A 25748-nucleotide genomic window follows, 5' to 3' on the forward strand; every position below is an offset into this window, starting at 1 on the left:
CCCCGGTCGCGGGCAGCGCACCTTCTGCTGCTGCGCCGCTGACCTCGAGCGTCCAGGTCACCGCCGTCGAATTCGAAGGATCGAAGATTTTCGTGGCCGGCTCCGCGCCCGCCGGTTCGACGGTTCGCGCGCTCGTCGATGAGACGGAAATCGGCAAGACCGCGACAGAAACGTCGGGGCATTTCGTCATCGAAGGCAATGTGGAGCTGGCTGTCGGCAGCCATATCGTCACCGTCGAAGAGCTGAATGCGGATGGCACCGCCAAGGTGCGTGTGCGCGTTCCCTTCGAGCGGCCGCAGACCGACCAGGCGACCGTTGCGATGCAGGCTCCCTCCGCCTCGCCAGCGGCCACGACATCAGCGGCACCATCGGAAAACCAGAGCACGGCGAGCGACCGCGCCGCTTTCGAAAAGCTGCGCGACGATGTTGCCAAGGCTTTTAGCATTCTCTCCAATCTATACCGGGATCAGGCGACGCCCGCGCTTGATCAGGCGATCGCAGGCCGCTCGGCAGTCGTGATCGCGCTGAAATCGCTCTCCGAGTTCCGCACGGCGGCTGCAACCGAGCCTGCCTTCACGGCCTTTGTTGGCGATATCGCGGCCAAGGCGCGTCAGGTGCAAGCGACGGTCGAGGCATGGCCGAACGATGTCGCAGCCATCGGCAAGGGCATCGCCGCGCTCGCAAGCCGCCTTGCCGAACTGCACATTACCGCGCCCGCCGCTCCTGCTCCGCAGGCACCTGCCGGCCCGCAGACCTTCGAACAGGCACCGCTCGCCGAAAGCCAGAACAGTGTCATCATCCGCCGGGGCGACACGCTATGGCAGATTTCCCGTCGCGTTTACGGACAGGGCGTGCGTTACACGACGATCTACCTCGCTAACGAGGACCAGATCAAAAACCCTGACCTGATCGAGCCCGGCCAGATTTTCGGCGTGCCGAAAGAGGCGCTGCCGAATGCGGAAGAACTCCACCGCAAGCGGCTGAAGAGCGGCTCCTGACCATTGACGCGTTGCAGTAAGCCCGCAACGACCCTATCTGTGACACGCGCGGCGGCTTGAGCAAAGCCGCCGTCCTGCTGTCGGCTTCCGGCAGTGACCGGAGAGAATGATGGCCAAGACCAAAAAAACGATTTCAGCGGATTCCAGCAATCCGACCCAGACCCTTATCAATCTCTGGCCCTATATGTGGCCCGAGGGTCGGTGGGACCTGAAGATGCGGGTCATCTGGGCAACGATATTTCTGGTCGTTGCCAAGCTGGTGCTGATCGCCGTTCCCTATTTTTTCAAATGGGCGACCGATGCACTGAATGGCAAGCTCGATATGGCGGGACTGGTTCCGGCCTTCCTGCTCGGCGCTGTGGCGCTCGTCATTGCCTATAATCTGACGCGGCTGATCCAGATTGGCCTGAACCAGCTGCGCGATTCGCTTTTTGCCAGCGTCGGCCAGCATGCCGTGCGTCAACTCGCCTACAGAACATTCGTTCACATGCACCGGCTTTCGCTGCGTTTCCATCTGGAACGCAAGACCGGCGGGCTGTCGCGGATTATCGAGCGTGGCACCAAGGGCATCGAGACCATCGTCCGTTTCACCATCCTCAACACCGCGCCGACCTTCATCGAATTCCTGCTGACGGCCATCATTTTCTGGGCCTCCTACGGCTTCTCCTATGTGCTCGTCACCGTCGTCACGGTGTGGGCCTATATCTGGTTCACCGTGCGGGCCAGCAACTGGCGTATCGGCATCCGCCGCGCCATGAACGACAGCGATACCGACGCCAACACCAAGGCGATCGACTCGCTTCTGAATTTCGAAACGGTCAAATATTTCGGCAATGAGGAGATGGAGGCGCGACGTTTCGATGTCGCCATGGAGCGATACGAAAAATCGGCGATCTCCATCTGGACGTCGCTCGGCTGGCTGAACTTCGGCCAGGGCGTGATCTTCGGCATCGGCTCCACGATCATGATGGTCATGTCGGCGCTGGCCGTCCAGCGGGGCGAACAGACCATCGGCGATTTCGTCTTTGTCAATGCATTGCTTCTGCAGCTTTCGGTGCCGCTCAATTTCATCGGTTTCGTCTACCGCGAAATCCGCCAGGGGCTGACGGATATCGAGCAGATGTTCGATCTCCTGGAGGTGGAAGCTGAAGTGACAGACAGTCCGGATGCAAAACCGCTTGCGGCTGGCCCGGGCGCCATCTCCTTCCGTGACGTGCATTTCGCCTATGACCCGGAGCGTCCGATCCTGAAGGGCATCTCTTTCGATGTGCCAGCGGGCAAGACGGTGGCGATCGTCGGTCCTTCGGGTGCGGGAAAATCCACGATCTCGCGGCTGCTCTATCGCTTCTACGACATTCAGGAAGGCTCCATTACCGTCGACGGGCAGGACATTCGCGACGTGACGCAAAAGAGCCTTCGCTCGGTTATCGGCATGGTGCCGCAGGACACGGTGCTGTTCAACGACACGCTGGCCTACAATATCCGCTATGGCCGCCCCTCCGCCACCGACGAAGATCTGAAAGCGGCAGCGGATGCGGCGCAGATCAGCGCCTTCATCGGCAAGCTGCCGGAGGGTTACGCGACGATGGTCGGCGAACGCGGCCTGAAGCTATCCGGCGGCGAAAAGCAGCGGGTGGCAATTGCACGAACGATCCTCAAAGCGCCGCCGATCCTCATTCTCGATGAGGCGACGTCGGCCCTCGATACGCATACCGAGCAGGAAATCCAGAGCGCCCTCGACATCGTCTCGAAGAACCGGACGACGCTCGTCATCGCCCACCGCCTTTCCACGGTCATCCACGCAGACGAAATCATCGTGCTGAAGGACGGTCTGATCGCCGAACGGGGCACACACGCCTCACTGATGGCTCAGAACGGTCTCTATGCCTCGATGTGGAGCCGCCAGCGCGAGGCAATCCGGGCGGAGGAGATGCTGCGCCATGTGCGCGAAACCGACGATCTCGGCGTCATCGATCGTGGCGAGCCCGCGCATTGAGGCGCATAACCCCTGGTAACCGGGGCTCATGGCCCCCGGCCCATTGCCGGGCGGCCCTTTTGGCTGTAACCAGCTAGGCAAAATTTGTCGCAATGCCGTGTGGATCGTGTCGTATCACGATCACATATAAAGGCGACAGAGGAAAACCGGAGCAAGGAATCTCATGAATCTGTTCGACACCATTCGCAACACCATCGTACCGATCCACAAGGAAGGTTATGTCTTCGTGGCGGCCTTCTTCGTCGCTTCGCTGGTGCTCGGCTGGATCGCCGAACCGCTTTTCTGGGTCGGCCTCGTTCTGACGGCCTGGTGTGCGTACTTCTTCCGTGACCCCGAGCGCGTGACGCCGCAGGATGACGATCTCATCATCAGCCCTGCCGATGGCCGGGTATCTGCCGTGCAGAGCGTTGTTCCGCCGCTGGAACTGGAACTCGGCAAGGAACCGCTGGTGCGCATCTCGGTGTTCATGAACGTGTTCAACTGCCATGTGAACCGTTCGCCTGTGCGCGGTCGCATCGTCAATATTGCTTACCGTCCCGGCCTCTTCCTCAACGCTGAAGTCGACAAGGCGTCCGAGGACAATGAGCGCAACGGTCTGGTCATCGAGACCTCGCATGGCAAGGTCGGCGTGGTGCAGATTGCCGGCATGGTCGCCCGCCGTATCGTGTGCTGGGTGAAGCCGAATGAACCAGTTGATGCCGGAGAGCGTTTCGGCCTTATCCGCTTCGGTTCGCGCCTCGACATCTTCCTTCCCGCTGGTTTCGAGCCGCGCGTATCGGTCGGCCAGACGGCAATTGCCGGTGAAACCGTGCTTGCCGAATTCGGCTCGGCCAAGGGTCCGGTCCTCAGCCGCCGCGGCTGAGGGTAAACAGGAAGGGCATGCGCATGGAAACGTCGATTTCGGAGACGCAGCAGAACGGAAAAGCCGATGGCCGCAGCGACAGCGGCCGTGGCCCGCGACTGCGCGAAATTCCCTTTCGTCTTCTGGTTCCCAATCTCATCACCGTTCTGGCGATCTGTGCGGGCCTGAGCGGCGTGCGCCTTGCTTTCGAGGGGCGTTTCGAACTCGCCGTCGGCATGGTGCTGCTCGCGGCTTTCCTCGATGGCGTCGACGGCCGTGTCGCCCGCATGATGAAGGCGACATCCAAATTCGGCGAGCAGATGGATTCGCTTGCCGATATCGTGAATTTCGGCGTCGCCCCTGCCCTCGTCGTCTACGCTTATCTGCTTGATCAGGCGCGTTCCATCGGCTGGATCGCCGCGCTCATCTATGTCATTGCCGCCGGCCTGCGTCTGGCACGTTTCAACGTCATGATCGAGCGCCCGGTGAAAGCCCCCTGGCAAAATGAGTTCTTTGTCGGCGTGCCGGCGCCTATGGGCGCAATGCTGGTGCTTCTCCCGGTCTATCTTGGCTTTCTCGGCGTCGAGCCGGACAAGCCTTTCGCTTACGTCGCCGCCGCCTATACGGTGCTGATCGGTTACCTTCTCATCAGCCGACTTCCGGTCTGGTCTGGCAAATCCGGCACCAGCCGCATCCGTCGCGACCTGGTGCTGCCGATGATCCTCGTCGTCGTTCTTTATGTCGCGATGCTCATGAGCTTCACATGGGAAGTTCTGGTGCTGACGGTTGCTGCCTACCTGGTCTTCATCCCCATCAGTGCCCGCCTCTGGCACCGCCGCTACGGCACTCTGACGATCGAGGAAGACGGCCATGATGATTCCAACGGTGGTAACGGTCTCGACCGCAGCATTTAAAACCGAAGGTTGATTTCTCTCCAGCCAAGCCGGCGGAGGGTGTGACGCAAAATGTCGCAGCCGGGAAAGCCGGCTTCGTTTTTCTTCGCCTCGAATCCGTCAAGATTAGCCGCGAAAGAAATGGCTCACACGCATCGCAGAGGCGTTTGGCGTGAACCGTGGAGAGAGACATGACGAACGAGACGAAGGCACAGCCGCAGGTGAAGCCGGACCTCAAAAGCCACTACCGCCCGCTCGGGCTGAAGGCCGTTGCGGCCGCCGCCCTGATGCTGAAGCGCAAGCCTGCCGCTAAAACCGCCTGAAAAAACCTGCTTTTTTTGAAGCCGGCAGGCATCGGGATTTTTCAGCGGAGAATGGATCCTGACGTACAATCAGCAGTGACGCGGCGCCTTTAGGGCGCCGTTTTATTTTTCGCGCTCCAAAGTAGTGAAGATAACCGCCATTCATAGAATTGGCCAGATTTTGTAACGAAGACGCAAGGAAAATGCAGTACAAAACCCGCCTTCGACAAGAAGGCTATACGCGCACAGGCGTGTAGATTAGGGATACAAAAACTTTTCCATTCCGAATTTTCCCAAATAAACATAAGTCGAGCCCCGAATTCGCGGAGACGCGGATGACGGAAATTCGGCGATGGGAAAGCCGGGGGACAGGCCAGGGGGGGCTTGGGGACGGCCATGCAGGACAAAATCCTTCTGATTGAAGATTCCGTTGCTCTTTCCATGCTGCTGAAGACGCGGCTTTCGGAGGAAACGGAAGCCGCGATTTTCCATTGCGACAGCATGGCGGCGGCCGATGCGCTGATGCAGGCCCATGATTTCACGCTGGCGCTGACGGGCCTCAATCTGCCCGACGCGCCCAAGGGGGAAATTCTGGCCCTTCTATCCGAGCGCAAGGTGCCGGCGATCGTTTTCACCGCCACCGTGGACGACGAGGCGCGCAAGCGCTACGCCGAAAAGAAAATCATCGATTATATTGTCAAGGACGGTCATCGCACCGTCGATGCTGTCGTGCGAACCGTCCAGCGTATTTTGAACAACAAGCTCTTTTCGGTTCTTGTCGTCGATGATGTGCGTGCGGCACGCTCCGGTCTCGTCGAAATTCTCGAGCGACAGAATTTCAGGGTTAGCGAGGCCCATTCGGGCAAGCAGGCGCTGGAAATCCTGGCGCAGGATCCGACGATCCAGCTCGTCATCACCGATTATCATATGCCCGACATGGACGGCTACGAACTGACGCGCCGCATCTGCGACAGCCGCTCGTCCGAGGATTTGCGGGTGATCGGTATCTCTTCCTCCACGGACCGGCTGCTTTCGGCGAGCTTCCTCAAGGCAGGCGCATCTGATTTCGTCTACCGCCCCTTCGTGCCCGAAGAACTGCAATGTCGCATCGATAACAATATCGAGACCTTGAAGCAGCTGAAGCGGCTGCGCGAGCTGGCAGAACGCGACCACCTCACCGGGCTGCCAAACCGTCGCTCCTTCTTTGAGCGGACGCGGGCGCTGATGGAGGTCATCAATGAAACTCACGAATGTGGCGCCGTCGCCATTCTCGATATCGACCACTTCAAGAAGATCAACGACACGCTGGGACACGATGCCGGCGACAGGGCGCTGAAAAAGCTGGCCGAACTTCTGCATACCATGTGCGACGAGCAACAGCACATCGCCGCCCGGCTTGGCGGCGAGGAATTTGCCGTGTTCCTGCGCGGGCTGGATGCGCATGCCGCCTATCAGTTCTGCGAGGAGCTGCGGGAACAGGTGGAAAAGAACGGCCGGCAACTGAGCGGCAGCAGCCTGGCGCTGACCATCTCCCTCGGCGTGGTGGAGATCGAAAAGGGCGAACCCTTCGACAACCAGCTCAACGCCGCCGACCAGTTGCTCTACCTCGCCAAGGCAAATGGCCGTAACCGCGTCTATTCCGACATGATGATCACCGAGGGACTGCAGAAGATCGGGCGGAACGGCTGATTGTCTCTGAAGTCTTCTATGGGACCGAGCAAGTGCCACTTGTTTCTTCTCCCCGCCGGGAGAAGTCCGCGGCAGCGGGATGAGGGGGCAAGCTCTCCGCATATCTCTACCGTAGCCCCCTCATCTGACCCTTCGGGCCATCTTCTCCCCGATGGGGAGAAGAAAGAGGCGGCTCGCTCAGCCCTCGTCATTGGCCTCGCGAAACACCTCAAAACAACGACATCTGGCCCTCGTCCTTTGCCGGTTTGATCTTTGGCAGCGGCACGCTTTCCGGCACTGGCAGCAGGAGGTCCGCCCCGATATTTGCGACCTTGTTGACCTTGTCCGACACGGGAATCATCTCGAAAAAATCCTCCTGCACCGGCCGCATCAGGTCCGCGACGTCACGTGGCTCCTGGGTCTTGCAGTCCAGCCAGCGGCTGAAATCCTCGGGCGCTATGACCACGGGCATCCGATCGTGAATACGGCCGATCGTCGCATTGGCGGCGGTGGTTAGGATGGCGCCTGTATCGACCTCCGAACCATCGGCGGAGGACCAGGTTTCCATGAGGCCGGCGAAGGCGACGATGCCGCCTTTCTTCGGGCGGATGAAATAGGGCTGCGGTTTGCCGCCCTCCTCCTTCGGCGGACGTCGCCATTCGTAAAAGCCTGTTGCCGGCACGAGCACGCGGCGATGGCGCATGGCGGCACGAAAAGACGCCTTGCCGATCGCCGTTTCCGAACGGGCGTTGATCAGCAGCGGAAAATCCTTGGGGTCCTTGATCCAGCCCGGCAGAAAGCCCCAGCGCACCAGCACGGCGCGGCGGTTGGGCAGGTTGCTGCCGCGCTCCTGCCGCTCGCCCTCCATGACGATCAGGATAGGCTGCGTCGGCGCGATGTTGTAACGGGCGGGAAATTCTTCGACGCTGATGAGATCGAGAAAGTCGGCGATCTCCTCAGGCGTTGCTTCCAGTACAAAACGTCCGCACATGGTTTTGTCCTCAGCCTCTTGGTCCAAACAGGATGATGGCGGTGCCAGCAAGGCAGACAGCCCCGCCGGCAATATCCCACCTGTCCGGCGCATGCCCTTCCACGCCCCACAGCCAGAACAGCGAGGCAGCAATGTAGATTCCGCCATAGGCGGCATAGGCCCGGCCGGCCGCCTCGGTCGGCACCAGCGTCAGAAGCCAAGCGAAAGCGGCCAGCGCCACCATGCCGGGCAACACTATCCAACCGGTTTTGCCGAGTTTCAGCCATGCCCAGAAGGAAAAGCAGCCGGCGATTTCGGCAAGAGCCGCCAGAACGTAGATAAAATAGACCTTCATTCCACCGTCTTTTGCATGCACAAGACTATAACGATTGGCGCTAATACCGGAATCGATTTTTCGAGCCATGATACCACTATAGACAGGCCGGAAACGGCCAAAACAAGCGAAACCATTCATGACCTTTCGTATCAAGCCCCGCGCCGCCTCCTCCGCCATTGTCAGGGATGGAGACCGGCTGCTTCTGGTGCGGCGCATCAACCCGCCCTCGAAAGACATGTTCGCCTTTCCAGGTGGGCGGGCCGAAGAGGGGGAAACCCCGGCCGAGACGGCCCTGCGCGAACTGCACGAGGAGACCGGCATCGTGGCGCGCCGGCCGCAGCTTTTCGCGACCTATGACCTCCCGTCGCGTGATGGTGAAGGCAGGCTGACGAGCCATTTTTTTCTGTCCGTCTTTACCGTGGAAACGGATGCCGATCCGCTGGTCACGGTCGGCGATGACGCGGCTGATGCCGGATGGTATACGCTCGCCGAAATCCGCCTTCTGCCGGCGCCGGAAAGCGTCGTCGAATGTGCGGAGCGGCTGCTTGCGTGATTGCCAGCCAACCAGAATCGCGATTATCTAGGCGTATAGGCACGCCGGATGGTCGCGAGCCAACAGTTCACGAGTATGTGTGGGGCAGAATAGAATTTTGATGCGGTCAACCATTTTCCTGTCCCTTTTCTTGACCATGCTTGTTATCGGGCAAGGAAAGGTTGCGCAGGCGCAGCCCTCCAAGGCCGTTTCTCCGCCACCCGCGGTGGAGGCAGCGCCGCCCAAGCCTGCGCCCTATGACGACAAGCTGGCACGGCTGTCTGAAATATTGGGGGCGGTGCAATATTTGCGAACCCTGTGCCCTTCCTCAGGACCGGAGGACTGGCGCAAGTCGATGAGCGACCTGCTGGCTGCGGACACGGCCAGCGAACCCGAACGACGCCAGCGCATGACGGCCGCATTCAACCGTGGATATCGCTCTTTTGCGGCCATCCACACCAGTTGCACCCGCGCCGCCATCATGGCAGAAGAGAGCTACCGTAACGAAGGGGCAACACTCGCGCAGGAAATCGCGTCCAGGTTCGGAAATTAAAGGTTTATTAACCTCTTTTCGCCGCAGCCCGTGCCGTTTTGATAAAAGGCTGCTAGTGTTGTTAACAGGGTGGTAAGGACTTGCCCGCCCTGTCGAGGATGAAAAATGCAGACAAGCCGTAACGAAATCGACGATATGATCGTGCATGAAAAAATGCAGGTCGCTCTGGAACACCAGAACGAGGCATGGGCCGACGGCATGGCTGACGGCATCGAGCCGGAGATTATCGCCGATGCCGCGATTGCTCTGGCCATGCGTGAAACCATCCGGATTCACGGTGAGGCGGGCGCTGAGGCAATGCTGGAATCGCTGCGCCAGCGCATGCTCCAGGGCGAATTTTCGCCGCAGCGGATCATACAGTAAAGCCGGGGTCTATCATGTCTTGCCTGAGCAGGAGCCTGTTGCGCTCTTCCGCCCTGCTGTCCATCGTGCTTGCCCTGACCGCCGGGCCACTTGGCCTGCCGCGCAGTGCCTACGCCCTCTCGGAGCTGAAACCGGCGCAGAAGAACGAAAGCGAACCTCAAAAGCAGGGGGGTGAACAGTCGCAGCAGGCACAGCCTGCCGAACCTGACGAAGTTGAGGGCGATTCGGACGGCATTCCCCTGCCCGACCCGTTGGTCGACCGTTCCGCCGGGCAAACAAACCCGCAAACCTCCAAGCCCGCCGATAACGGCCCTGAAATGTCCGTTGTGATCGAGCACGACATTTCCAAGGCGCCCGAGGCGGTTCGCAAGCTGCGCCAGCAGATTATCGATGCGGCGTCTTCGGGCGACATCGAAAAGCTTCGGCCCTTTATCGCCGCCGGGCAGAAGGAATTCCGCATCGACGGCAATGACGCTGAAGACCCGATTGCGGCGTTGAAGAGCTATTCCGGCGATCCCGATGGCCTGGAGGTGCTGGCGATCATCATCGACCTGTTGTCGACCGGTTATGCGCATGTGGATGCGGGTACGCCCGACGAAGCCTATGTTTTCCCTTATTTTGCCGGGAAGGCGCTGAATACGCTGACGGCGCCTGAGAAAGTCGAGCTTCTGCGCATCATCACGGCTGGCGATCTCGCTGACATGCAGGAATATGGCAATTACAGCTTCTATCGCATCGGCATTTCGCCTGACGGCAAGTGGAAGTTTTTCACCGCGGGTGATTGATCGCATCGCAGTGCTTGCCGTTATCGGCCAAAAATCCTAACTGTGCGGAATGAGCGTCCGGCATCGGCATCTGTGCTCTTGGGCACATTTGCTCTTGCAAAGGACGCATTGTCTCGACGAACCAGGGTGACGCCATGCCTTCCGCCTTTCTTGCCGACCGCCGCCTGATCCGGGTTTCCGGCACTGGCTCCGAGGAATTTTTGAACAACCTCATCACGGCCGACGTCGAATCGCTGCCAAAAGGCGAGGCCCGTGCAGCAGCGCTTCTGACACCGCAGGGCAAGATCCTGTTCGATTTCCTGATCTGGCGCGACGGACCCGATTTTCTGCTCGAAACGGAATCTGCCCAGCAGGACGCATTGCTGCGCCGCCTCACCATGTACAAGTTGCGCGCAGCGGTCGATCTGAAGGCCGAGACAACCGAAGGCGTGAGCGTTTTCTGGGGTGATCCCACCCCGGAGGCCGGTGTCGCGGATGGTCGTTTTGCCAAGGCGGGCATCAATCTTCACCGCGTGCCGGGTGCATCGGCATCCGGCGACGTTGCGGCTTACGATGCACTGCGCGTTGACCACGGCATCGCCGAATCCGGTGCTGACTACAGCCTGCAGGATGCTTTCCCTCATGATGTGCTGATGGATGTAAACGACGGCGTTTCCTTCAAGAAGGGCTGCTTTGTCGGCCAGGAAGTCGTCTCCCGCATGAAGCACCGGGGCACGGCACGACGCCGCGTCGTCACCGTTTCCGCCGCCGACGCGCTTCCCGCCACAGGAACGGAAATCATCGCGGACGGAAAGCCGGTCGGCGCGCTTGGGACCGTCTGTGGCAACAAGGCGCTGGCCATCGTGCGGATTGACCGCGTGGCCGATGCGCAAGCATCCGGAACCCCGCTTTTGGCAGAGACAACGCCGGTCAAGGTGGCGCTGCCGGCGTGGAGCGGCCTCTCCTTTCCAGCGGTTGATCCGGCGGCGCGGGCGGAGGACTGAGCGTGCCGCCCGTCAAAAGCCCACGCGCCTGGCAGCGGATGCTGTCCGGTCGCCGGCTCGATCTGCTCGATCCCTCGCCGCTCGATGTCGAAATCACGGATATCGCCCATGGCCTGGCGCGCGTTGCCCGCTGGAACGGCCAGACGCGTGGTGACCATGCATTTTCCGTCGCCCAGCATTGCCTTATCGTCGAGACGATTTTCTGCAAGATGTGCATCGGCGCGACACCCGATGAGATGCAGATGGCCCTCCTCCATGACGCGCCGGAATACGTCATCGGTGATATGATCTCGCCGTTCAAATCCGTGGTCGGCGGCGGATACAAGACTGTGGAAAAACGGCTGGAAGCGGCGGTGCATCTGCGTTTCGGCCTGCCGCCGCATGCTCCGCGCGAACTGAAGGACCGCATCAAGAAGGCCGATACAGTCGCAGCTTTCTTCGAGGCGACCGAGCTTGCCGGTTTTTCCGTCGCCGAGGCGCAAAAATTCTTCGGCCTGCCGCGCGGCATCACCCGCGATATGTTCGACATCACGCCACTTCCCTCGACCGAAGCGCAAAGGCTGTTCGTCGAACGGTTCGAAGCGATCGAGGCGCTGCGATCGGCAAAGACAAACGGTTCCAAATGACAGCCATAATCGTATCCCCACTCGGACGTATTGCCGAAATGGCGGTCAGGCATAGAGCGCGCGAAATGGTGACGCTGATTGCCAAGGAGCAAAGCTTTCACCGGCCGGCCGTCATTGCGGCAGAACGGCACCTGACACTTGCCATGAACGACATCGCCTTCAAGGGTACTGCTGATCTGATCGCGCCTGATGACGCTCATGTCCTGCAACTGATCGATTTTGCCCGTCAATGGGACCAGTCGGCACCGCTGCTTATTCATTGCTGGATGGGCGTTTCGCGCTCGCCCGCCGCTGCCGTTGTCGCCGCCCTCAGTCTTTACCCCGATCAGGACGACACGGACCTTGCGCTACGTTTGCGCGCCGTCTCGCCTTATGCGACGCCGAACGCCCGCATCATCGCCATCGGCGACCGGCTGCTTCAGCGAGAAGGTCGGCTGGTTGCGGCCATCAAGAAAATCGGCCGTGGCGCCGACGCCGATGGTAACGTGCCCTTCGTGCTGCCGCTCCGCTAGAGTTTTCTGGCAATCAAGAGGCCACGCTTCTGCGGGATCCAGACATTTATGGCGGAACCCACCCGCCAGCCAGTCGTTACCAAACATGAACAGCGGAAAATAACGGGATAATTTATGGAACAACAGGCAACGGATATTTTCGTCGCGTCGCAGGCGGCCGTCCGACAGGCGAGCGCACTCGCGGTGCAATATTCCTTCTCGGTCATCGGCGCCTTGCTGCTTTTGATCATCGGTTGGCTGGCCGCCACCTTTCTTCAGCGCTGGGCTTTTCAGGGTCTGTCGCGCATTCGCGGTTTCGATGCCACGCTTGCCGGCTTTTTTGCGGGTGCCATTCGTTACGTCGTGCTCATTCTGGTCATCGTCATGGTGCTCGGCCAATTTGGCGTGCAGACGGCGTCCATCCTCGCCGCTCTTGGTGCTGCCGGTCTGGCGATCGGTCTGGCGCTTCAGGGCACGCTGCAAAACATCGCGGCTGGCATCATGCTGCTCGTGCTACGCCCCTTTCGGGTGGGCGAATATATCGAGACCAGCACCGTAACGGGCACAATCATTGAAATCGGACTGTTTGCGACAGAGCTCAAGACAAGCGACGGGCTCTATCGCCTCGCGCCGAACTCCACGCTCTGGAACGTGCCGATCACCAATTACAGCCGCTTCCCCTCGCGCCGACACGAACTGAGCCTGACGGTCAAGAACGATCAGGATCTGGCGGAAGCACAGGATATGCTTATGAATGTCGTGCGGTCGGAAAGCCGTGTCCTGCTGGACCCCGCTCCCGTCACCTTCGTTGATTCGGTAAGCGCCGACAGCGCCACCGTGAAATTGCGCTACTGGGTTCGCAGTGACAGCTACTTCGCAACGACGCGCGATGTGACGAAGGCGATGAAGCTGGCATTTGACGAACGCAAGGCCGAGGTGAGCGCCCAGCCCGCCTAGAGCGCCTCCGGTAAAAGCCGGGTTGACACAGCACCTTCGACATCAAAAAGCGCGGTAGCCGAAATTGGCCACCGCGCTTTTTCATGCCCGTCATCACGAACTCGGGCTTGCATCCCTTCCGCGCCGCCTTTATAGACCGTCATGTAATGTTATTACGTAACTTTCATGACCGATAGAGAGGGCCGCAAACAATGCAGAAAACACTCACCCGCGTCAGCGCCGCCGCACTGGCTTCCATGTTGATGGCAGCAACCACGATGGCCGCCGGTGGCGACAAATCCGCAGCCCACAACCATGGACACGACCATGGGCACCAGATGACAGAAGCGGAAAAAAAGATTTACCAGGGCTATTTCGAGGATGCACAGGTCAAGCCCCGTCCGCTGACGGACTGGGAAGGTGACTGGCAGTCGGTTTATCCTTATCTGCTCAACGGCTCGCTGGACGGCGTCATGGCCGAAAAGGCTGCTCACGGCGACAAGACCGCCGCAGAATACCGCGCCTATTACGAAATCGGCTACAAGACCGATGTGAACCGAATCGTCATCACGCCCGATAGCGTTACTTTCTATAAGGAAGGAAAACCGACCAAGGGCACGTATGTCAGCGATGGCCAGGAGATTTTGACCTACAAGAAGGGCAATCGCGGTGTTCGTTATATTTTCAAGAAAACCGCCGGCGATGAGGCCGCGCCGCAGTTTATTCAGTTTAGCGACCACACGATCGAACCGAAGAAGGCCGGCCATTACCATCTCTATTGGGGCAACGACCGCAAGGCGCTTCTGGACGAAGTCACCAATTGGCCAACTTACTACCCGTTCATGATGGATGGTGCGGATATCGTGAAAGAAATGGCGGCGCATTAAGCGTCGCGAAATTCCGTTTCCGCAGCGCGGTGGATGGCGCAAACGGTTATGGCTTGTCGCCTTCTCCCGACGGGGAGAAGGTCGCGGCAGCGGGCTGAAGGGTGCGAGCTCTCGCCCTGTCGTGGGCTTTAACCCCATTTAGTCCTTCGGGGCCTCTGCTCCCGGGCGGAGAAAAGAAGGGCTCACTGCCCCATGGTCGAGCGATGGGCCCAGCCGGTCATGCGCTTCTCCAGCCAGGCCATGACCGCATACATGGCGATGCCTTCGACCGCGAGCATAAGCAGGCCGGCGAAGACGAGCGGCACGTTGAACTGGCTTTGCGCCGAACTCATCATGTTGCCGAGGCCGTAATTCGAAGCGACGGTTTCCGACACCACCGACCCAACGAAGGCAAGCGTGATCGCGATTTTCAGCGAGCCGAAAAAGTAAGGCATCGACCGGGGAATGCCGACCTTCAGCATGATGTCCATCTTCTTTGCGCCAAGCGCGCGCAGCACGTCTTCCGTTTCGGGTTCGATGGTGGCAAGGCCGGTCGCGACGTTGACGACGATCGGGAAGAAGGAGATCAGGAAAGCGGTCAGAACCGCTGGCACCGTGCCGATGCCGAACCAGATGACGAGGATGGGAACCAGTGCCACCTTGGGGATGGCATTGAAGCCGATCATCAGCGGATAAAGCCCGGCATAGATGGTTTTTGACCAGCCGATGAACAGGCCGATGGCAAGACCGGCGGCAACCGCAATGGCAAAACCCAGCGTGGTCGTATAAAGCGTCTGAAGCGAGTTCTTCCAGATCGGCGACCAATATTGCACGATCGCCTGCCCCACCCTTACCGGCGAGGGCAGAATGGTGGGCGGCATCTTCAGCGCATGCACGAGCAGTTCCCATACGACAAACAGCGCCAGCGTATAAAGCCAGGGCGCCGCCTTCACCCAGTTGACCCGGGCGATCAGCGGCTTTGGCGGCTCGGCCGCGACAGTGCTTTCCACGATCACGCTCATGCCGCCACCCTCGCCTGCGCGATTTCGCCATGCAGTTCCTGCACCATGTCGTTAAAACCCTTGTCGTACATGATATCGAGCTGGCGCGGCCGGGCAAACGGCACGCGGTGTTCGGCAAGCACGCGACCGGGTCTTGCGCTCATCACGAAAATCTTGTCCGCCAGGAAGGTCGCCTCGCGAAGATCATGAGTCACCAGGATGATCGTGACCCGCTGCGCGGCGTGCAGATCGCGGATCACGCACCACAGCTCTTCACGGGTGAAGGCATCGAGCGCGCCGAAAGGTTCATCCAGCATCAGCAGTTCGGGTTCGTGGATCAGCGCACGGCAGAGGTTGGCGCGCTGTTGCATACCGCCGGAAAGCTGCCAAGGATATTTCGACCCGAAGCCTTTCAGGCCGACGATTTCGAGCAGGCGCTCGGCCTTCGCGACATAGTCCGCTTTATGGGCGCGCAGGCGATGGCGATGTTTTTCCACGATCTCCAGCGGCAACAGGATATTCTCAAGCGTCGTGCGCCAGGGCAGCATGGTCGGGTTCTGGAACGCCATGCCGACGATCGACACCGGCTCCGTGACTTGCCGCCCGGCGACGACGACATTGCCCTTCTGCGGAATATGCAGCCCCGTTACTAGTTTCATCAGGGTCGACTTGCCGCACCCGGACGGGCCAACCACGGCGGCAAATTCCCCCTTGGCGACCTTCAGGTTCAAGCCGGAGACGGCAAGCGTTCCGCCCGACCCGCCATAGCGCATGTCAACGCCGTCTATTTCCACGAGATGTGACATTGCTGTTCCCGTTTTCAGTTTAAATGATGGGCCATGGCCGCCCGAAGCGTCGCCGTTTGTTTCTTCTCCCCGCCGGGGAGAAGGTGGCCCGAAGGGTCGGATGAGGGGGCAAGCGCAGAGATATACGGAGAGCTTCCCCCTCATCCCGCTGCCGCGGACTTCTCCCCGGTGGGGAGAAGAAACCTGCGGCACCCGCTCATTTCACCCATCAGGGCAGCATGCGTGCTTCCTTGGCCGGCAGATAGGTCGCGTCAAACACCTGTTCCGCCTTGACGTTGCCCTTCAGGCCCATCGAGACCTTCAGCGTCTCCAGCGAGGCGGCAAGGCGCGCCGGATCGACACCACCCATGCCATTTTCCACAACGTAGGGCGTCTTGATGTTCATGCTGTTGGCCATGTTCAGGCGTTCGAGTTCGATGGCGCTGTCGAGCGTTTCGTTGCGCTTCAACACCGCCGCAACGCCCTCTTCCGGGGTCTTGACGGAATCGGCGAAACCTTTGGCCAGCGCCTTCAGGAAACCCTTGACGGCCTCGGGGTTTTTCTCAGCGAAATCAGTGTTTACCAGCACCGCATTGCCATAAAGATTCAAGCCGTGCTCAGCCATCAGTATGGTCGCGATATCATCGTCACCGATGCCCTGCTTCTTGAGATTGAGGATAACGGAAAAGGCGAAACCAAAGACGGCATCGACGTCGCCTTTGGCGAGCATCGGCTCACGCACGGGAAACCCAATCGATTCGATCTTGATCTTGCTGTCATCGAGACCGGCGACCTGCTTGAAAGCCGGCCATTGCGCAAAGGCGCCATCGGGCGGCGGCGCGCCGAGCTTCTTGCCTTCCAGCGATTTCGGATCACCGGTGACGCCGAGCGACTTGCGGCCGACAACGGCGAAAGTGGGCCGCTCATAGACCATATAGACGGCCTTGACCTTTTGGCTCGGGTCCTCATCGAGGAACTTGATCACCGAGTTGATATCCCCAAAACCCATCTGATAAGCGCCGGTCGCAACACGCGGGATGGCCTCTACCGAGCCATTGCCGCTATCGATGGTGACATCGAGGCCTTCGGCCTTGAAGTAGCCCTTATCGAGCGCCAGCAGAAAACCGGCGGCCGGGCCCTCGAATTTCCAGTCGAGCGTGAATTTGACCGGTGTTTCCGCGCGCGCCTCGGCAACCGGCAACGAAACACCGGCGGTGACACCGATCACGGTCATGGCCAACGCCTTGGTCAGCAACCTGCGCGATAAATTCATTTGTTCCCCCTGATGGTTTTGTTGAGTTGGTTGCATAAGACCCAATTCCAACGGGCAAGGCAAGACAAAATTGCATACAAAATAGACACAATTGTTTCTGCTTATTTTATGTGCACCAACAGTCACGCCAGACTTAAAAAGGCAGCACCCTGCCCATCGCGCATGCAACGAAGGAAGAACAACATCGTTCACACCGCGAACACAGCGTTCTCATTTGCCGGGGTTGCGGATCAGGGGCAGGTTGCGACAAATAGGGCCAGAAACAGCAGGCGAAACGGCGGGACCGCAATATGACTTCGGCACTGGGCATACACCACATCACCATGATTACCCGCAAAGTACAGGCGAATGTGGACTTTTACGCAGGCTTCCTCGGCCTTCGTCTCGCCAAGCGCACGGCAGGCTTTGAAGATGCCATGCAGCTTCATCTGCTTTATGGCGACGAGATTGCCTCGCCGGGCTCCCTCCTGACATTCCTCGTCTGGGAAGATGGCGGCCAGGGACGTGTCGGTTACGGCCAGACACTGGAAATTTCCGTGGCGATCGATCCGGCTGCAATCGGGTTCTGGCTGACCCGGGCGCTGAAATTTGGCATTCACACGGAAGGTCCTGCGGACGAGTTTGGCGCGCCCGTCATCCGGCTGAAAGACCCGGACGGGATTATTGTCAAGCTGGTCGGCACCCATGCCTTCGCCGACGCAACGCCGCATGTGACGAAAGACATCGCCGCCGAGGACGCCATTCGTCGCATTTATGGTGCGACGGTGCTTAGCGAAGTGCCCGAGGAGACCGTCGCCTTCCTCGAAAAACACTTCGGTTACCGGCAGCAGGGTCAGGCAGGCGCAATCCGGCGGCTCGTCTCCGACAGCGGTGACATCATCGATGTGCGGGATGCGACCGGCTTCTGGTCCAGCGCACCGGGCACCGGCACGGTCGATCACATTGCTTTCCGCGCGAAAGACATGGATGACCTCGATACAGTTCTTACCGGCCTGAAATCGCTGAATTCCAGCACCACCAATGCCCATGACCGGAAATATTTTCACTCGCTTTATGTCCGTGAGCCCGGTGGCGTGCTCATTGAGATGGCGACGGACGGCCCCGGCATGACGGTGGATGAACCGCTGGAAACGCTGGGTGAAAAGCTGTTCATCCCGCCGCTCTTCATGAAGGACGAGGCGGATGTGCGCGTTGCCCTGCCGCAATTCGCAATGCCGGGCGAAGAGCGTGTCATCTATCGCGACCTGCCCTTTGTCCATCGGTTCTACACACCCGACGAGGCCGATGGCAGCACGATCATCCTGCTGCACGGCTCGGGCGGCAGCGAAACAAGCCTGATGCCGCTTGCGCACCGCGCGGCACCGGGGGCGACACTTCTAGGCGTCCGCGGTCGCAGCACGGAGGAAGACATCGCCCGCTGGTTCCGACGCTTCCCGGATTTCAGCTTCGACCAGAAAGACATCGTCTCGGAAGCGGAGGCCTTTGCGGCCTTCGTCGAGGGTGCTATCCAATCCTACGGACTCGACCGCTCCAAACTGCGCTTTATCGGCCATTCCAACGGCGCCAATTTTTACGCGGCCTTTGCGGCGCTTTATCCCGAATTTGCCGGCGACGCCCTGCTCTTCCGCCCGATGCCGGTTCTCGAAACATGGCCACAGAGCGATCTTTCCGGTCGCAGCTTCCTGCTTGTAGCGGGAGAACGCGACAAATACCGCGACGGGGCGAACGTGCTGCAGAGCAGGCTTGCGGCGAGTGGCGCAACGGTTGAGGTGAAGACGCTCGAGGACGGGCACGAACTCGGGCTCACCGATATCGAAGTGGCGCGGCGCTGGCTGGTGGATGCTTCCTGATTTGAGCGGCGCATAGGACCGCGCGGCTGTGCCTTGCGTTCTTCTCCCCGCCGGGGAGAAGGTCGCGGCAGCGGGAGGGGGCGAGGTCAGCGATGGACCGAGAGCTTACCCCCTCATCCGCCCCTTTGGGACATCTTCTCCCCGGTGGGGAGAAGAAACAAGCGGCTCGCTTGTGCCCCAATCAACCGGGCCTTGCATAAATTTCCCAAAACGGCTTTAAAAACAGCTTCGTAATTGGAGAGTCCGTTTGGAAATCCCGCTGTTTATCCTCGCCCTCATCGCGGCCTTCGTCTACACGCTGGTCGCGAGCATCCGCAATTCAAGCCGCATCAAGTCACTGGAGCGCGAGGTTCACAGCCTCAAGAGGATGATGGCTGCGGGCGTGGCGGCCCCTGATGTGGCGCAGGCGGAGACCGCGGAAATCACCGAAAACGCCGCGCCAACGGCGCAGTCGGAAGGCGAAACGCCGCCGGAAGCGACAGCCATCCGGGACGAAGACACTTTCGAGCGCTCAGACGCCAGCGCGGCTGCGACGGATCAGGAGTCGGCGCGCGATGATGCTCAGGCTGAGCCGATCGCCAATACCGTTTCCCTGCCGGTTGCGGAAGATGCCTCAACCCCTGCGGCGAAGGAAAGCTTCGAAAGCCTGCTCGGTGCACGCTGGGCGGTCTGGGCCGGCGGGCTGGCGCTGGCGCTCGGCGGTATCTTCCTTGTGAAATATTCCATCGAGGCAGGGCTGCTCAGCCCCGCCGTGCGGCTGAGCCTTGCCGCCATCTTCGGCCTCTTCCTCGGCCTTGCCGGTGAGGCGATCCGCCGCAAGGCGATGCCGGGCATTGCCACCACCTATTCCAACGCCATGATTCCCGGCGTTCTTACCGCAGCGGGAGCCTTGACGCTGTTCGGCGTGGTTTACGCGGCCTATGGCATTTATGGCTACATCGGGTCGGGAACGGCCTTCATCCTGCTCGGGCTCGTCGCGTTCGCCACCATCGGCCTTTCGCTGCTGCATGGGCAGGCATTGGCAGGCCTCGGCCTTCTCGGCTCAATGCTGACGCCTGCGCTGGTCTCCAGCGAAACACCCAATATCTGGGCGCTGTTCGTGTTCCTGACGATCTCATGGCTGGCAACCGCCGCGGCCGCACGCCGGCAGCGCTGGACCGTGGTTCCCTCGCTTGCCAATGCCGGCCTTGGCCTCTGGGCGCTCGGCTATATCGGCTTTTCCAGCACGATCAATGCCGAACCACCGACGCTTGCCCTGCTGGCCATGCTGGCCGGGACGATCTTCCTCTGGCCCGGAAGGTTGCTCGACACCCCGCCCGTGCAAACATCCGAAACGGCAGTTCCCGAACGGCGTGCGGTTCGTATCATCAGGCTTTTGCTGCGCCCGTCGCTCGCCCTCAATCTCACAGTATCCATGGCCGTGATCCTGCCGGCTGTCAGTTTCATCTTTGCCGGGGGAAGCCTCGACACCCATCCGGCCTTCGTCGTTTCCGCCCTCATTGCAGCCCTTGCCGCCCTAGGGGCCGCCCGCCACTATGCGGTCTGGCCTGCACTCGTCGCCGCACTCGGCGCGCAGACGGCGGTATCGCTGATGTCGCGACAGGGCCTTGATTTTATCGGTCTCGTCAACGGCACGGCGATCTCGCTTCCGCCCGTGTCGGTGGCCTACACGGCCAACATCGCCATGGCACTCGGCCTCGGCGCCGTCCTGGTCCTGTGCGCCTTCTCTTTCCTGAAGCGCAAGGGCGCAGAAGATTCGGACTTCGCCCAGCTGTGGGCCGGTATAGCAGCCCTTTTCCCCGTCTGGCTCGCCACGACGAGCTTCGTCGAATATGGCAATCTCGGCCGTGACTGGCTGCACGCCGCCTATGGCCTCGGCCTTGGACTGGTGTTGCTTGCGGGCGCCGAGTGGCTGCACCGGCAGAACAACGAGGCCTATCGCAAACCACTGAACATTCTCGTGCTCGGCTCCTTCGCCGCCTTCGCGCTTTGCCTTCACACGCTGACCGAAGGGCTCGCGACGACCGTGATGCTCTCCGTCATCGGTTTCGTTTATGTGCTCGCGACACGTTACCGCAACTGGGATGTGCTGCCCTGGGTGATGGCCGTCGCGAGCGTTGCCGTTCTTGGCCGCATCGCCTGGGAACCCACCATCGTCGGGCCGCAAAATCTTGGGCTCACGCCGGTCTTCAACGCGTTGCTGCCGGGTTACGGTATTCCCGCCCTGCTCGCCGTCGCCTCGGCATGGCTGCTGCGCGACTGGCCAGGCGTTCGTGCCAAGAATTTCCTGCAGGCAATTGCGAGCGTCATGGGGCTTCTGGCCGTCGCCATCCTCATCCGCCACGCCATGAATGGCGGCACGCTCGATAACAGCGTGCCGACGCTCGGCGAACAGTCGATCTACACGCTGCTGACCATCGGCTTCTCCGGTGTCCTGATGACGCTGGATCTGAAAAGCCCCAGCCCGGTCTTCCGTTACGGCTCGATGATTGCCGGCGTGATTGCCGTCATCAATGTGCTGACGATGCACTTCTTCACGCTCAACCCCTATTTCACCGGCGAGAATACCGGCCGCATCCCGTTCCTCAACCTGCTGCTGATCGGTTACCTTCTGCCGGCGCTCGCCTATGGCGGCCTTGCCTATTATGCGCGCGGAAAACGTCCGCCGCCCTATGTCAGCATGCTGGCGGTGGCGGGCGCAGCGCTCGGCTTCGCCTGGGCAACGCTTTCGGTTCGCCGCTTCTGGCAGGGCGAGAACATTGCCGACTGGAAGGGTTTTATGCAGGGCGAGACCTACAGCTATTCGGTGGTCTGGCTGCTGATCGGGGTGCTGCTGCTGGTGCTCGGCTCGCGCTTTAATGCGCGCAGCCTGCGTCTGGCATCGGCTGCCTTCGTGCTGATCTCGGTCGCGAAGGCGTTCCTGATCGATATGAGCAACCTCGAAGGTGTGCTGCGGGCGCTCTCCTTCATCGGGCTCGGCGCGGTGCTGATCGGCATCGGTCTGTTCTACCAGAAAATCCTCACCCGGAAGCCGCAGGCATGATCGCGGCGGAGGCTTTCGCGCCCCATGCGGCGCTTGCGCAGGACCTGATACCGCATGCCGCCGATGCGGGCGACGGCTCGCATGATCTTGCCCATATTCACCGCGTCTTCCGCAACGCCATGCGCATCCATGCCGGTGAAGGCGGGGACGGCACCGTGCTGGCGGCAAGCGTGCTGCTGCATGATTGCGTGGCGGTGGAGAAGAACTCGCCGTTGCGGGCGCAGGCATCGCGGCTGGCGGCCGAAAAAGCGGCAGGCATTCTGGCCGGTCTCGGCTGGCAGCAGAAAGATATCGACGCCGCCGCGCACGCCATCATCACCCACAGCTTTTCCGCCAATATCGAGCCGCAGACACTGGAGGCAAAAATCCTTCAGGATGCCGACCGGCTGGATGCCATTGGCATGATCGGCGCCGCGCGCTGCTTTTACATTGCCGGGCGCATGGGATCAGCGCTTTACGATCCAGTTGATCCGCTGGCGAAGGAACGGCCGCTTGACGACCGCGCCTTTGCCATCGACCACTTCGAGACCAAGCTATTCAAGCTGGCCGATGGTTTTCGCACAGAGACCGGCCGCCAAATGGCCAAGGCCCGTCACGAGCGGCTGAAGCAGGTGCTGGACCTGTTTCTAGACGAGATTTGAGGAGACCCGAGATGCGTGTGACCGAACTCAACATCTATCCGCTGAAAAGCGCGCGCGGCATTTTCCTCTCGGACAGCACCGTGTCGGCCGAGGGCCTGCCAGGCGACCGTCGGGCCATGCTTGTGGACCCATCGGGCCATTTCATTACCCAGCGTGAATTGCCCGCCATCGCCACGGTTGTGGCGCGGCATGAGGACGACGGTATGGTCCTTGCGCGCGACCAGCACGGCGAGATCGTCGCAAGGCCGTCCGGCCAGCGCATGGATGTGGCGGTGTGGAAATCGATCGTCAGCGCCAATATTGCCAATGACGAGACCAACGATAGGCTTTCGGCCTGGCTCGGACGCGAGGTGAAGCTTGTATTCTTCGATGATGCCTCGAAACGCATTGCGAGCCTGGAATGGACGGGCAATGAAACGCCCGTCACCTTTGCGGATGGTTACCAGATCCTCGTCACCACCACCGCCTCGCTTGCCGCGCTGAACGACAATATGCGCGGCAATGGCGAGGAGGCCGTGGGCATGGAGCGTTTCCGGCCCAATATCGTGCTTGAGACGGAGGAAGCATGGGCTGAGGATCGCTGGGCGGCCATCGAGATCGGCGGCATTCGCTTCGATCTCGTCAAGCCCTGCGCCCGCTGCATCATGACCACGCAGGACCAGATGACCGGCTCCCGCGATGTGCCCTCGCCCATGAAGGCTATGGGCCGCATCCGCATGTCCGCCGACCGGCGGGTGCCCGGCCCGCTCTTCGGCTGGAACGTGACGCCGCGCGGCGAAGGTCGGCTGTCTGTTGGCGATGTCGCCAGGGTCATAGAAGAGCGCCCCGAAGGTTGGGCGCTCAAGCGGCGTTAGGCGGAAGCGCGCCGAGGCCCTAAGGCTTCTGCGCGCTGGCGACCAAAAAGATCGGACGACGGTCTTCGTGCTTCAGTTCCTCTCGCTGCGCGATCAGCGTCGGATCAGGTTTTGGTTCAGCCAGCCGCTTCAAAGCGAAACCGGCGGCCAAAAGCTCGTTCAATATCCCTGACACCGTGCGATGATATTTGACGACGCCATCTGCCATCCAGTTGGAGTGGCGCACGCCTACGTCCTGATAGTGGTCGAGCGGCCAGTGCAGAATTTCGCCATTGTCGTCATAGAACCAGTCTTGCTTTTCCAGCGCCGTAAAGACGGGATGTTCGATGGAAAATATGAAACTCCCGCCGGATTTCAGAACCGCAAACACCTTCGCGAATACAAGGTCGAGATCGCGAACGTAATGGAGGGCGAGCGAGCTCAACACGACATCGAAACTGTCGCGCGGAAAATCGATGTCTTCAATCGCGGTGCGGCGGTATTCGATACCGGGGCCGCCATTGATCTCGGCGGCGCGGCGCAGCATGTTTTCGGAGAGATCGACGCCCACGACGTGACGGGCGCCCTGCTCTGCGGCAAAGCGGCAATGCCAGCCGAAACCGCAACCGAGATCGAGGATGGATTTGCCTTTCAGCTCAGGCAGCATGGCGCGAAGTTCGTGCCATTCGCCCGCCTGACGCAGGCCTTCGACGGAACGCGGCATGGCGCTGTAGCGCTCGAAAAACACGGGATCGTCATAGATATTCTGCTTCATCGTCACCTCTCTTGCCGCGTGTCCATCAATATCCTGAATAATGGCCGTCAAGAAAAGTTGCTAGTGAGGCAGGCTGACAGAGGATAATATTCGGCCCATCATAAGGGAATCCGCGGCAAGCCATGCACCTTCTTGAGGTGAGGCGCTGCGATTGGGGGAATATTCATGTCGCCAGCCACACGCCAGACCATGCCCTGGCTCATTATCACTGCCGGATCGCTGATCGCCGTCATGACCTTCGGACCGCGTTCGGCCATGGGTTTCTTCCAGCTCCCGATGCTTGCCGATACAGGTTGGGATCGCTCCACCTTCGGTCTCGCCATGGCGCTGCAGAACCTCTTCTGGGGCCTTGGCCAGCCCTTTTTCGGCGCGATCGCCGACAAATACGGCACGGGCCGCGTGCTCGTGCTTTCCGGCGTGCTTTATGCGGCGGGCCTCATCTGCATGTCCTTCGGCACCTCACCCTTCTGGCTGCATTTCGGCGGCGGCGTGCTGGTCGGGCTCGGCATTGCCGCTGGCTCTTTCAGCGTCATTCTTTCCGCCTTTGCGCGTCACGTCACGCCGCAGCAACGGTCCTTCGCCTTTGGTATCGGCACGGCAGCCGGATCCGCCGGCATGTTTCTGTTCGCGCCCATCAGCCAGGGGCTGATTTCCACCTATGGCTGGTCGGACAGTCTCGTCTGGCTCGCAGCCATGATGATGCTCGTGCCGTTGCTCGCCTTTTTCATGCGCGGCAATTCCTCCTCAGGCAGCCAGTCGCAGGCGCAGTTCCAACAGACGGCGGGCGAAGCGCTGAAGGAGGCCCTGGGCCATAAGAGCTATCTGCTGCTTACCACCGGTTTCTTCGTCTGCGGTTTCCAGGTGGCTTTCATCACCGCCCATTTCCCAGCCTATCTCGGCGATATCGGTATCGAACCGCGCTATGCCGTCATCGCGATGGCGCTGATCGGTTTCTTCAACATCATCGGCTCGCTCGCCGCTGGCGTCATCGCCCAGCGATATTCGAAACCCTATCTGCTGGCCTATATCTATATTGCCCGCTCCGTCGTGGTCACGGCGTTCCTGTTGCTGCCGCAATCGCCGCTTTCGGTTATTCTGTTCGCATCCATCATGGGTATTCTTTGGCTTTCCACTGTGCCACCAACGAATGCGCTGGTCGCAATCATGTTCGGCACCCGTCATCTCGGTATGCTGGGCGGCGTCGTTTTCCTGACCCATCAACTCGGCTCATTCCTCGGCGTCTGGCTGGGCGGCTTTCTTTACGACCGGTTCGGAAGCTACGATATCGTCTGGTGGCTGGGCGTTGGCATGGGTGTGTTTGCCGCCATCGTTCACTGGCCCATCCAGGAGCGCCCGGCCCCCCGGCCAGCAATCGCCTGAAGTACCTCAAGCAAAACTGTGTCAACG

The 25748-nt window shown here is 60.4% G+C and carries 25 protein-coding genes and 1 pseudogene; 20 read left to right on the top strand and 6 right to left on the bottom strand.

Going from position 1 to position 25748, the window contains the following annotated elements; genetic code table 11:
• The 6 genes and pseudogenes from ACUTJJ_RS08150 to ACUTJJ_RS08175 all read left to right on the top strand — a co-directional run.
• A partial coding sequence (locus ACUTJJ_RS08150) for a LysM peptidoglycan-binding domain-containing protein (protein ID WP_445541847.1) occupies positions 1–998 on the top strand: 998 nt, incomplete at its 5' end.
• 109 nt (positions 999–1107) lie between these two features.
• A complete protein-coding gene (locus ACUTJJ_RS08155; RefSeq protein ID WP_209089007.1) occupies positions 1108–2994 on the top strand; it encodes an ABCB family ABC transporter ATP-binding protein/permease in 1887 nt (628 codons plus the stop codon).
• Between the two features lie 151 nt (positions 2995–3145).
• Positions 3146–3856, top strand: a pseudogene (locus ACUTJJ_RS08160) (phosphatidylserine decarboxylase); the annotation flags it as partial.
• Between the two features lie 23 nt (positions 3857–3879).
• The gene (gene pssA, locus ACUTJJ_RS08165) at positions 3880–4749 is read left to right on the top strand and encodes a CDP-diacylglycerol--serine O-phosphatidyltransferase (protein ID WP_063951120.1); all 870 of its coding nucleotides are present in this window, start codon (positions 3880–3882) and stop codon (positions 4747–4749) included.
• A 170-nt stretch (positions 4750–4919) separates the two neighbouring features.
• Positions 4920–5051: a hypothetical protein gene (locus ACUTJJ_RS08170; RefSeq protein ID WP_256366749.1), complete on the top strand. Its 132-nt coding sequence runs from the start codon at positions 4920–4922 to the stop codon at positions 5049–5051.
• 375 nt (positions 5052–5426) lie between these two features.
• Positions 5427–6719, top strand: coding sequence for a GGDEF domain-containing response regulator (locus ACUTJJ_RS08175; protein ID WP_063951044.1), 1293 nt, complete (start codon positions 5427–5429; stop codon positions 6717–6719).
• A 208-nt stretch (positions 6720–6927) separates the two neighbouring features.
• Here ACUTJJ_RS08175 and ACUTJJ_RS08180 read toward each other — a convergent pair whose 3' ends face one another.
• Positions 6928–7689 carry an SOS response-associated peptidase gene (locus tag ACUTJJ_RS08180; RefSeq protein ID WP_445541848.1) on the bottom strand — a complete coding sequence of 254 codons (762 nt, stop codon included), beginning with the start codon at positions 7687–7689 and terminating at the stop codon, positions 6928–6930.
• Positions 7690–7699: 10 nt separating this feature from the next.
• Complete coding sequence (locus ACUTJJ_RS08185) at positions 7700–8023, bottom strand: YnfA family protein (RefSeq protein ID WP_445541849.1); 324 nt, start codon at positions 8021–8023, stop codon at positions 7700–7702.
• Between the two features lie 118 nt (positions 8024–8141).
• On the opposite strand from ACUTJJ_RS08185, the gene ACUTJJ_RS08190 reads away from it, so the two are divergent.
• The 9 genes from ACUTJJ_RS08190 to ACUTJJ_RS08230 all read left to right on the top strand — a co-directional run bounded on the left by ACUTJJ_RS08190 (position 8142) and on the right by ACUTJJ_RS08230 (position 14161).
• Positions 8142–8558 (top strand): NUDIX hydrolase, encoded by a 417-nt coding sequence (locus tag ACUTJJ_RS08190; RefSeq protein ID WP_445541850.1) that lies wholly within the window; start codon positions 8142–8144, stop codon positions 8556–8558.
• 97 nt (positions 8559–8655) lie between these two features.
• On the top strand, positions 8656–9090 hold the full coding sequence (locus tag ACUTJJ_RS08195; protein WP_445541851.1) for a TIGR02301 family protein: 435 nt from the start codon (positions 8656–8658) through the stop codon (positions 9088–9090).
• A gap of 105 nt (positions 9091–9195) precedes the next feature.
• Entirely contained in the window at positions 9196–9453 is a 258-nt protein-coding gene (locus tag ACUTJJ_RS08200; RefSeq protein WP_006314521.1) for a hypothetical protein, read from the top strand.
• Positions 9454–9467: 14 nt separating this feature from the next.
• Positions 9468–10238 (top strand): hypothetical protein, encoded by a 771-nt coding sequence (locus ACUTJJ_RS08205; RefSeq protein WP_445541852.1) that lies wholly within the window; start codon positions 9468–9470, stop codon positions 10236–10238.
• A gap of 134 nt (positions 10239–10372) precedes the next feature.
• Positions 10373–11221, top strand: coding sequence for a CAF17-like 4Fe-4S cluster assembly/insertion protein YgfZ (ygfZ, locus tag ACUTJJ_RS08210; protein ID WP_445541853.1), 849 nt, complete (start codon positions 10373–10375; stop codon positions 11219–11221).
• A 2-nt stretch (positions 11222–11223) separates the two neighbouring features.
• Positions 11224–11847 (top strand): hydrolase, encoded by a 624-nt coding sequence (locus ACUTJJ_RS08215; protein WP_445541854.1) that lies wholly within the window; start codon positions 11224–11226, stop codon positions 11845–11847.
• Complete coding sequence (locus tag ACUTJJ_RS08220; RefSeq protein ID WP_209089032.1) at positions 11844–12359, top strand: tyrosine phosphatase family protein; 516 nt, start codon at positions 11844–11846, stop codon at positions 12357–12359. The genes ACUTJJ_RS08215 and ACUTJJ_RS08220 overlap by 4 nt, the downstream gene beginning before the upstream one ends.
• 114 nt (positions 12360–12473) lie before the next feature.
• Complete coding sequence (locus ACUTJJ_RS08225; RefSeq protein ID WP_144575059.1) at positions 12474–13295, top strand: mechanosensitive ion channel family protein; 822 nt, start codon at positions 12474–12476, stop codon at positions 13293–13295.
• 191 nt (positions 13296–13486) lie between these two features.
• A complete protein-coding gene (locus tag ACUTJJ_RS08230; protein ID WP_445541855.1) occupies positions 13487–14161 on the top strand; it encodes a ZinT family metal-binding protein in 675 nt (224 codons plus the stop codon).
• Positions 14162–14343: 182 nt separating this feature from the next.
• On the opposite strand, the gene ACUTJJ_RS08235 is transcribed toward ACUTJJ_RS08230, so the two are convergent.
• From ACUTJJ_RS08235 to ACUTJJ_RS08245, 3 genes are all read right to left on the bottom strand, one after another.
• The gene (locus ACUTJJ_RS08235) at positions 14344–15162 is read right to left on the bottom strand and encodes an ABC transporter permease (RefSeq protein WP_063951034.1); all 819 of its coding nucleotides are present in this window, start codon (positions 15160–15162) and stop codon (positions 14344–14346) included.
• Positions 15159–15947 (bottom strand): ABC transporter ATP-binding protein, encoded by a 789-nt coding sequence (locus ACUTJJ_RS08240; RefSeq protein ID WP_186376651.1) that lies wholly within the window; start codon positions 15945–15947, stop codon positions 15159–15161. The genes ACUTJJ_RS08235 and ACUTJJ_RS08240 overlap by 4 nt, the downstream gene beginning before the upstream one ends.
• A gap of 208 nt (positions 15948–16155) precedes the next feature.
• Positions 16156–17199 carry an ABC transporter substrate-binding protein gene (locus tag ACUTJJ_RS08245; protein WP_445541856.1) on the bottom strand — a complete coding sequence of 348 codons (1044 nt, stop codon included), beginning with the start codon at positions 17197–17199 and terminating at the stop codon, positions 16156–16158.
• A 290-nt stretch (positions 17200–17489) separates the two neighbouring features.
• Here ACUTJJ_RS08245 and ACUTJJ_RS08250 point away from each other — a divergent pair, with 290 nt between their 5' ends.
• The 4 genes from ACUTJJ_RS08250 to ACUTJJ_RS08265 all read left to right on the top strand — a co-directional run bounded on the left by ACUTJJ_RS08250 (position 17490) and on the right by ACUTJJ_RS08265 (position 23587).
• The gene (locus ACUTJJ_RS08250) at positions 17490–19049 is read left to right on the top strand and encodes a VOC family protein (protein ID WP_445541857.1); all 1560 of its coding nucleotides are present in this window, start codon (positions 17490–17492) and stop codon (positions 19047–19049) included.
• A 247-nt stretch (positions 19050–19296) separates the two neighbouring features.
• Positions 19297–22092 carry a DUF2339 domain-containing protein gene (locus tag ACUTJJ_RS08255; protein ID WP_445541858.1) on the top strand — a complete coding sequence of 932 codons (2796 nt, stop codon included), beginning with the start codon at positions 19297–19299 and terminating at the stop codon, positions 22090–22092.
• Positions 22089–22733, top strand: a complete 645-nt coding sequence (locus tag ACUTJJ_RS08260) for an HD domain-containing protein (RefSeq protein ID WP_445541859.1) — start codon at positions 22089–22091, stop codon at positions 22731–22733. The genes ACUTJJ_RS08255 and ACUTJJ_RS08260 overlap by 4 nt, the downstream gene beginning before the upstream one ends.
• 11 nt (positions 22734–22744) lie before the next feature.
• On the top strand, positions 22745–23587 hold the full coding sequence (locus ACUTJJ_RS08265) for an MOSC domain-containing protein (protein WP_445541860.1): 843 nt from the start codon (positions 22745–22747) through the stop codon (positions 23585–23587).
• 19 nt (positions 23588–23606) lie between these two features.
• On the opposite strand, the gene ACUTJJ_RS08270 is transcribed toward ACUTJJ_RS08265, so the two are convergent.
• Positions 23607–24341 (bottom strand): class I SAM-dependent methyltransferase, encoded by a 735-nt coding sequence (locus tag ACUTJJ_RS08270; protein WP_445541861.1) that lies wholly within the window; start codon positions 24339–24341, stop codon positions 23607–23609.
• A 165-nt stretch (positions 24342–24506) separates the two neighbouring features.
• Here ACUTJJ_RS08270 and ACUTJJ_RS08275 point away from each other — a divergent pair, with 165 nt between their 5' ends.
• Positions 24507–25721 carry an MFS transporter gene (locus tag ACUTJJ_RS08275; protein ID WP_209089057.1) on the top strand — a complete coding sequence of 405 codons (1215 nt, stop codon included), beginning with the start codon at positions 24507–24509 and terminating at the stop codon, positions 25719–25721.
• Positions 25722–25748 lie beyond the last annotated feature (27 nt).

It is taken from the genome of Agrobacterium sp. DKPNP3 (assembly GCF_052686535.1).

What these genes read in the sequence shown, in the direction of transcription:
- ACUTJJ_RS08155 (WP_209089007.1), top strand. Translation starts at nt 1,108, where the DNA reads ATGGCCAAGACCAAAAAAACGATTTCAGCGGATTCCAGCAATCCGACC.
- pssA (WP_063951120.1), top strand. Translation starts at nt 3,880, where the DNA reads ATGGAAACGTCGATTTCGGAGACGCAGCAGAACGGAAAAGCCGATGGC.
- ACUTJJ_RS08170 (WP_256366749.1), top strand. Translation starts at nt 4,920, where the DNA reads ATGACGAACGAGACGAAGGCACAGCCGCAGGTGAAGCCGGACCTCAAA.
- ACUTJJ_RS08175 (WP_063951044.1), top strand. Translation starts at nt 5,427, where the DNA reads ATGCAGGACAAAATCCTTCTGATTGAAGATTCCGTTGCTCTTTCCATG.
- ACUTJJ_RS08180 (WP_445541848.1), bottom strand. Translation starts at nt 7,689, where the DNA reads ATGTGCGGACGTTTTGTACTGGAAGCAACGCCTGAGGAGATCGCCGAC.
- ACUTJJ_RS08185 (WP_445541849.1), bottom strand. Translation starts at nt 8,023, where the DNA reads ATGAAGGTCTATTTTATCTACGTTCTGGCGGCTCTTGCCGAAATCGCC.
- ACUTJJ_RS08190 (WP_445541850.1), top strand. Translation starts at nt 8,142, where the DNA reads ATGACCTTTCGTATCAAGCCCCGCGCCGCCTCCTCCGCCATTGTCAGG.
- ACUTJJ_RS08200 (WP_006314521.1), top strand. Translation starts at nt 9,196, where the DNA reads ATGCAGACAAGCCGTAACGAAATCGACGATATGATCGTGCATGAAAAA.
- ACUTJJ_RS08205 (WP_445541852.1), top strand. Translation starts at nt 9,468, where the DNA reads ATGTCTTGCCTGAGCAGGAGCCTGTTGCGCTCTTCCGCCCTGCTGTCC.
- ygfZ (WP_445541853.1), top strand. Translation starts at nt 10,373, where the DNA reads ATGCCTTCCGCCTTTCTTGCCGACCGCCGCCTGATCCGGGTTTCCGGC.
- ACUTJJ_RS08220 (WP_209089032.1), top strand. Translation starts at nt 11,844, where the DNA reads ATGACAGCCATAATCGTATCCCCACTCGGACGTATTGCCGAAATGGCG.
- ACUTJJ_RS08225 (WP_144575059.1), top strand. Translation starts at nt 12,474, where the DNA reads ATGGAACAACAGGCAACGGATATTTTCGTCGCGTCGCAGGCGGCCGTC.
- ACUTJJ_RS08230 (WP_445541855.1), top strand. Translation starts at nt 13,487, where the DNA reads ATGCAGAAAACACTCACCCGCGTCAGCGCCGCCGCACTGGCTTCCATG.
- ACUTJJ_RS08235 (WP_063951034.1), bottom strand. Translation starts at nt 15,162, where the DNA reads ATGAGCGTGATCGTGGAAAGCACTGTCGCGGCCGAGCCGCCAAAGCCG.
- ACUTJJ_RS08240 (WP_186376651.1), bottom strand. Translation starts at nt 15,947, where the DNA reads ATGTCACATCTCGTGGAAATAGACGGCGTTGACATGCGCTATGGCGGG.
- ACUTJJ_RS08245 (WP_445541856.1), bottom strand. Translation starts at nt 17,199, where the DNA reads ATGAATTTATCGCGCAGGTTGCTGACCAAGGCGTTGGCCATGACCGTG.
- ACUTJJ_RS08250 (WP_445541857.1), top strand. Translation starts at nt 17,490, where the DNA reads ATGACTTCGGCACTGGGCATACACCACATCACCATGATTACCCGCAAA.
- ACUTJJ_RS08260 (WP_445541859.1), top strand. Translation starts at nt 22,089, where the DNA reads ATGATCGCGGCGGAGGCTTTCGCGCCCCATGCGGCGCTTGCGCAGGAC.
- ACUTJJ_RS08265 (WP_445541860.1), top strand. Translation starts at nt 22,745, where the DNA reads ATGCGTGTGACCGAACTCAACATCTATCCGCTGAAAAGCGCGCGCGGC.
- ACUTJJ_RS08270 (WP_445541861.1), bottom strand. Translation starts at nt 24,341, where the DNA reads ATGAAGCAGAATATCTATGACGATCCCGTGTTTTTCGAGCGCTACAGC.
- ACUTJJ_RS08275 (WP_209089057.1), top strand. Translation starts at nt 24,507, where the DNA reads ATGTCGCCAGCCACACGCCAGACCATGCCCTGGCTCATTATCACTGCC.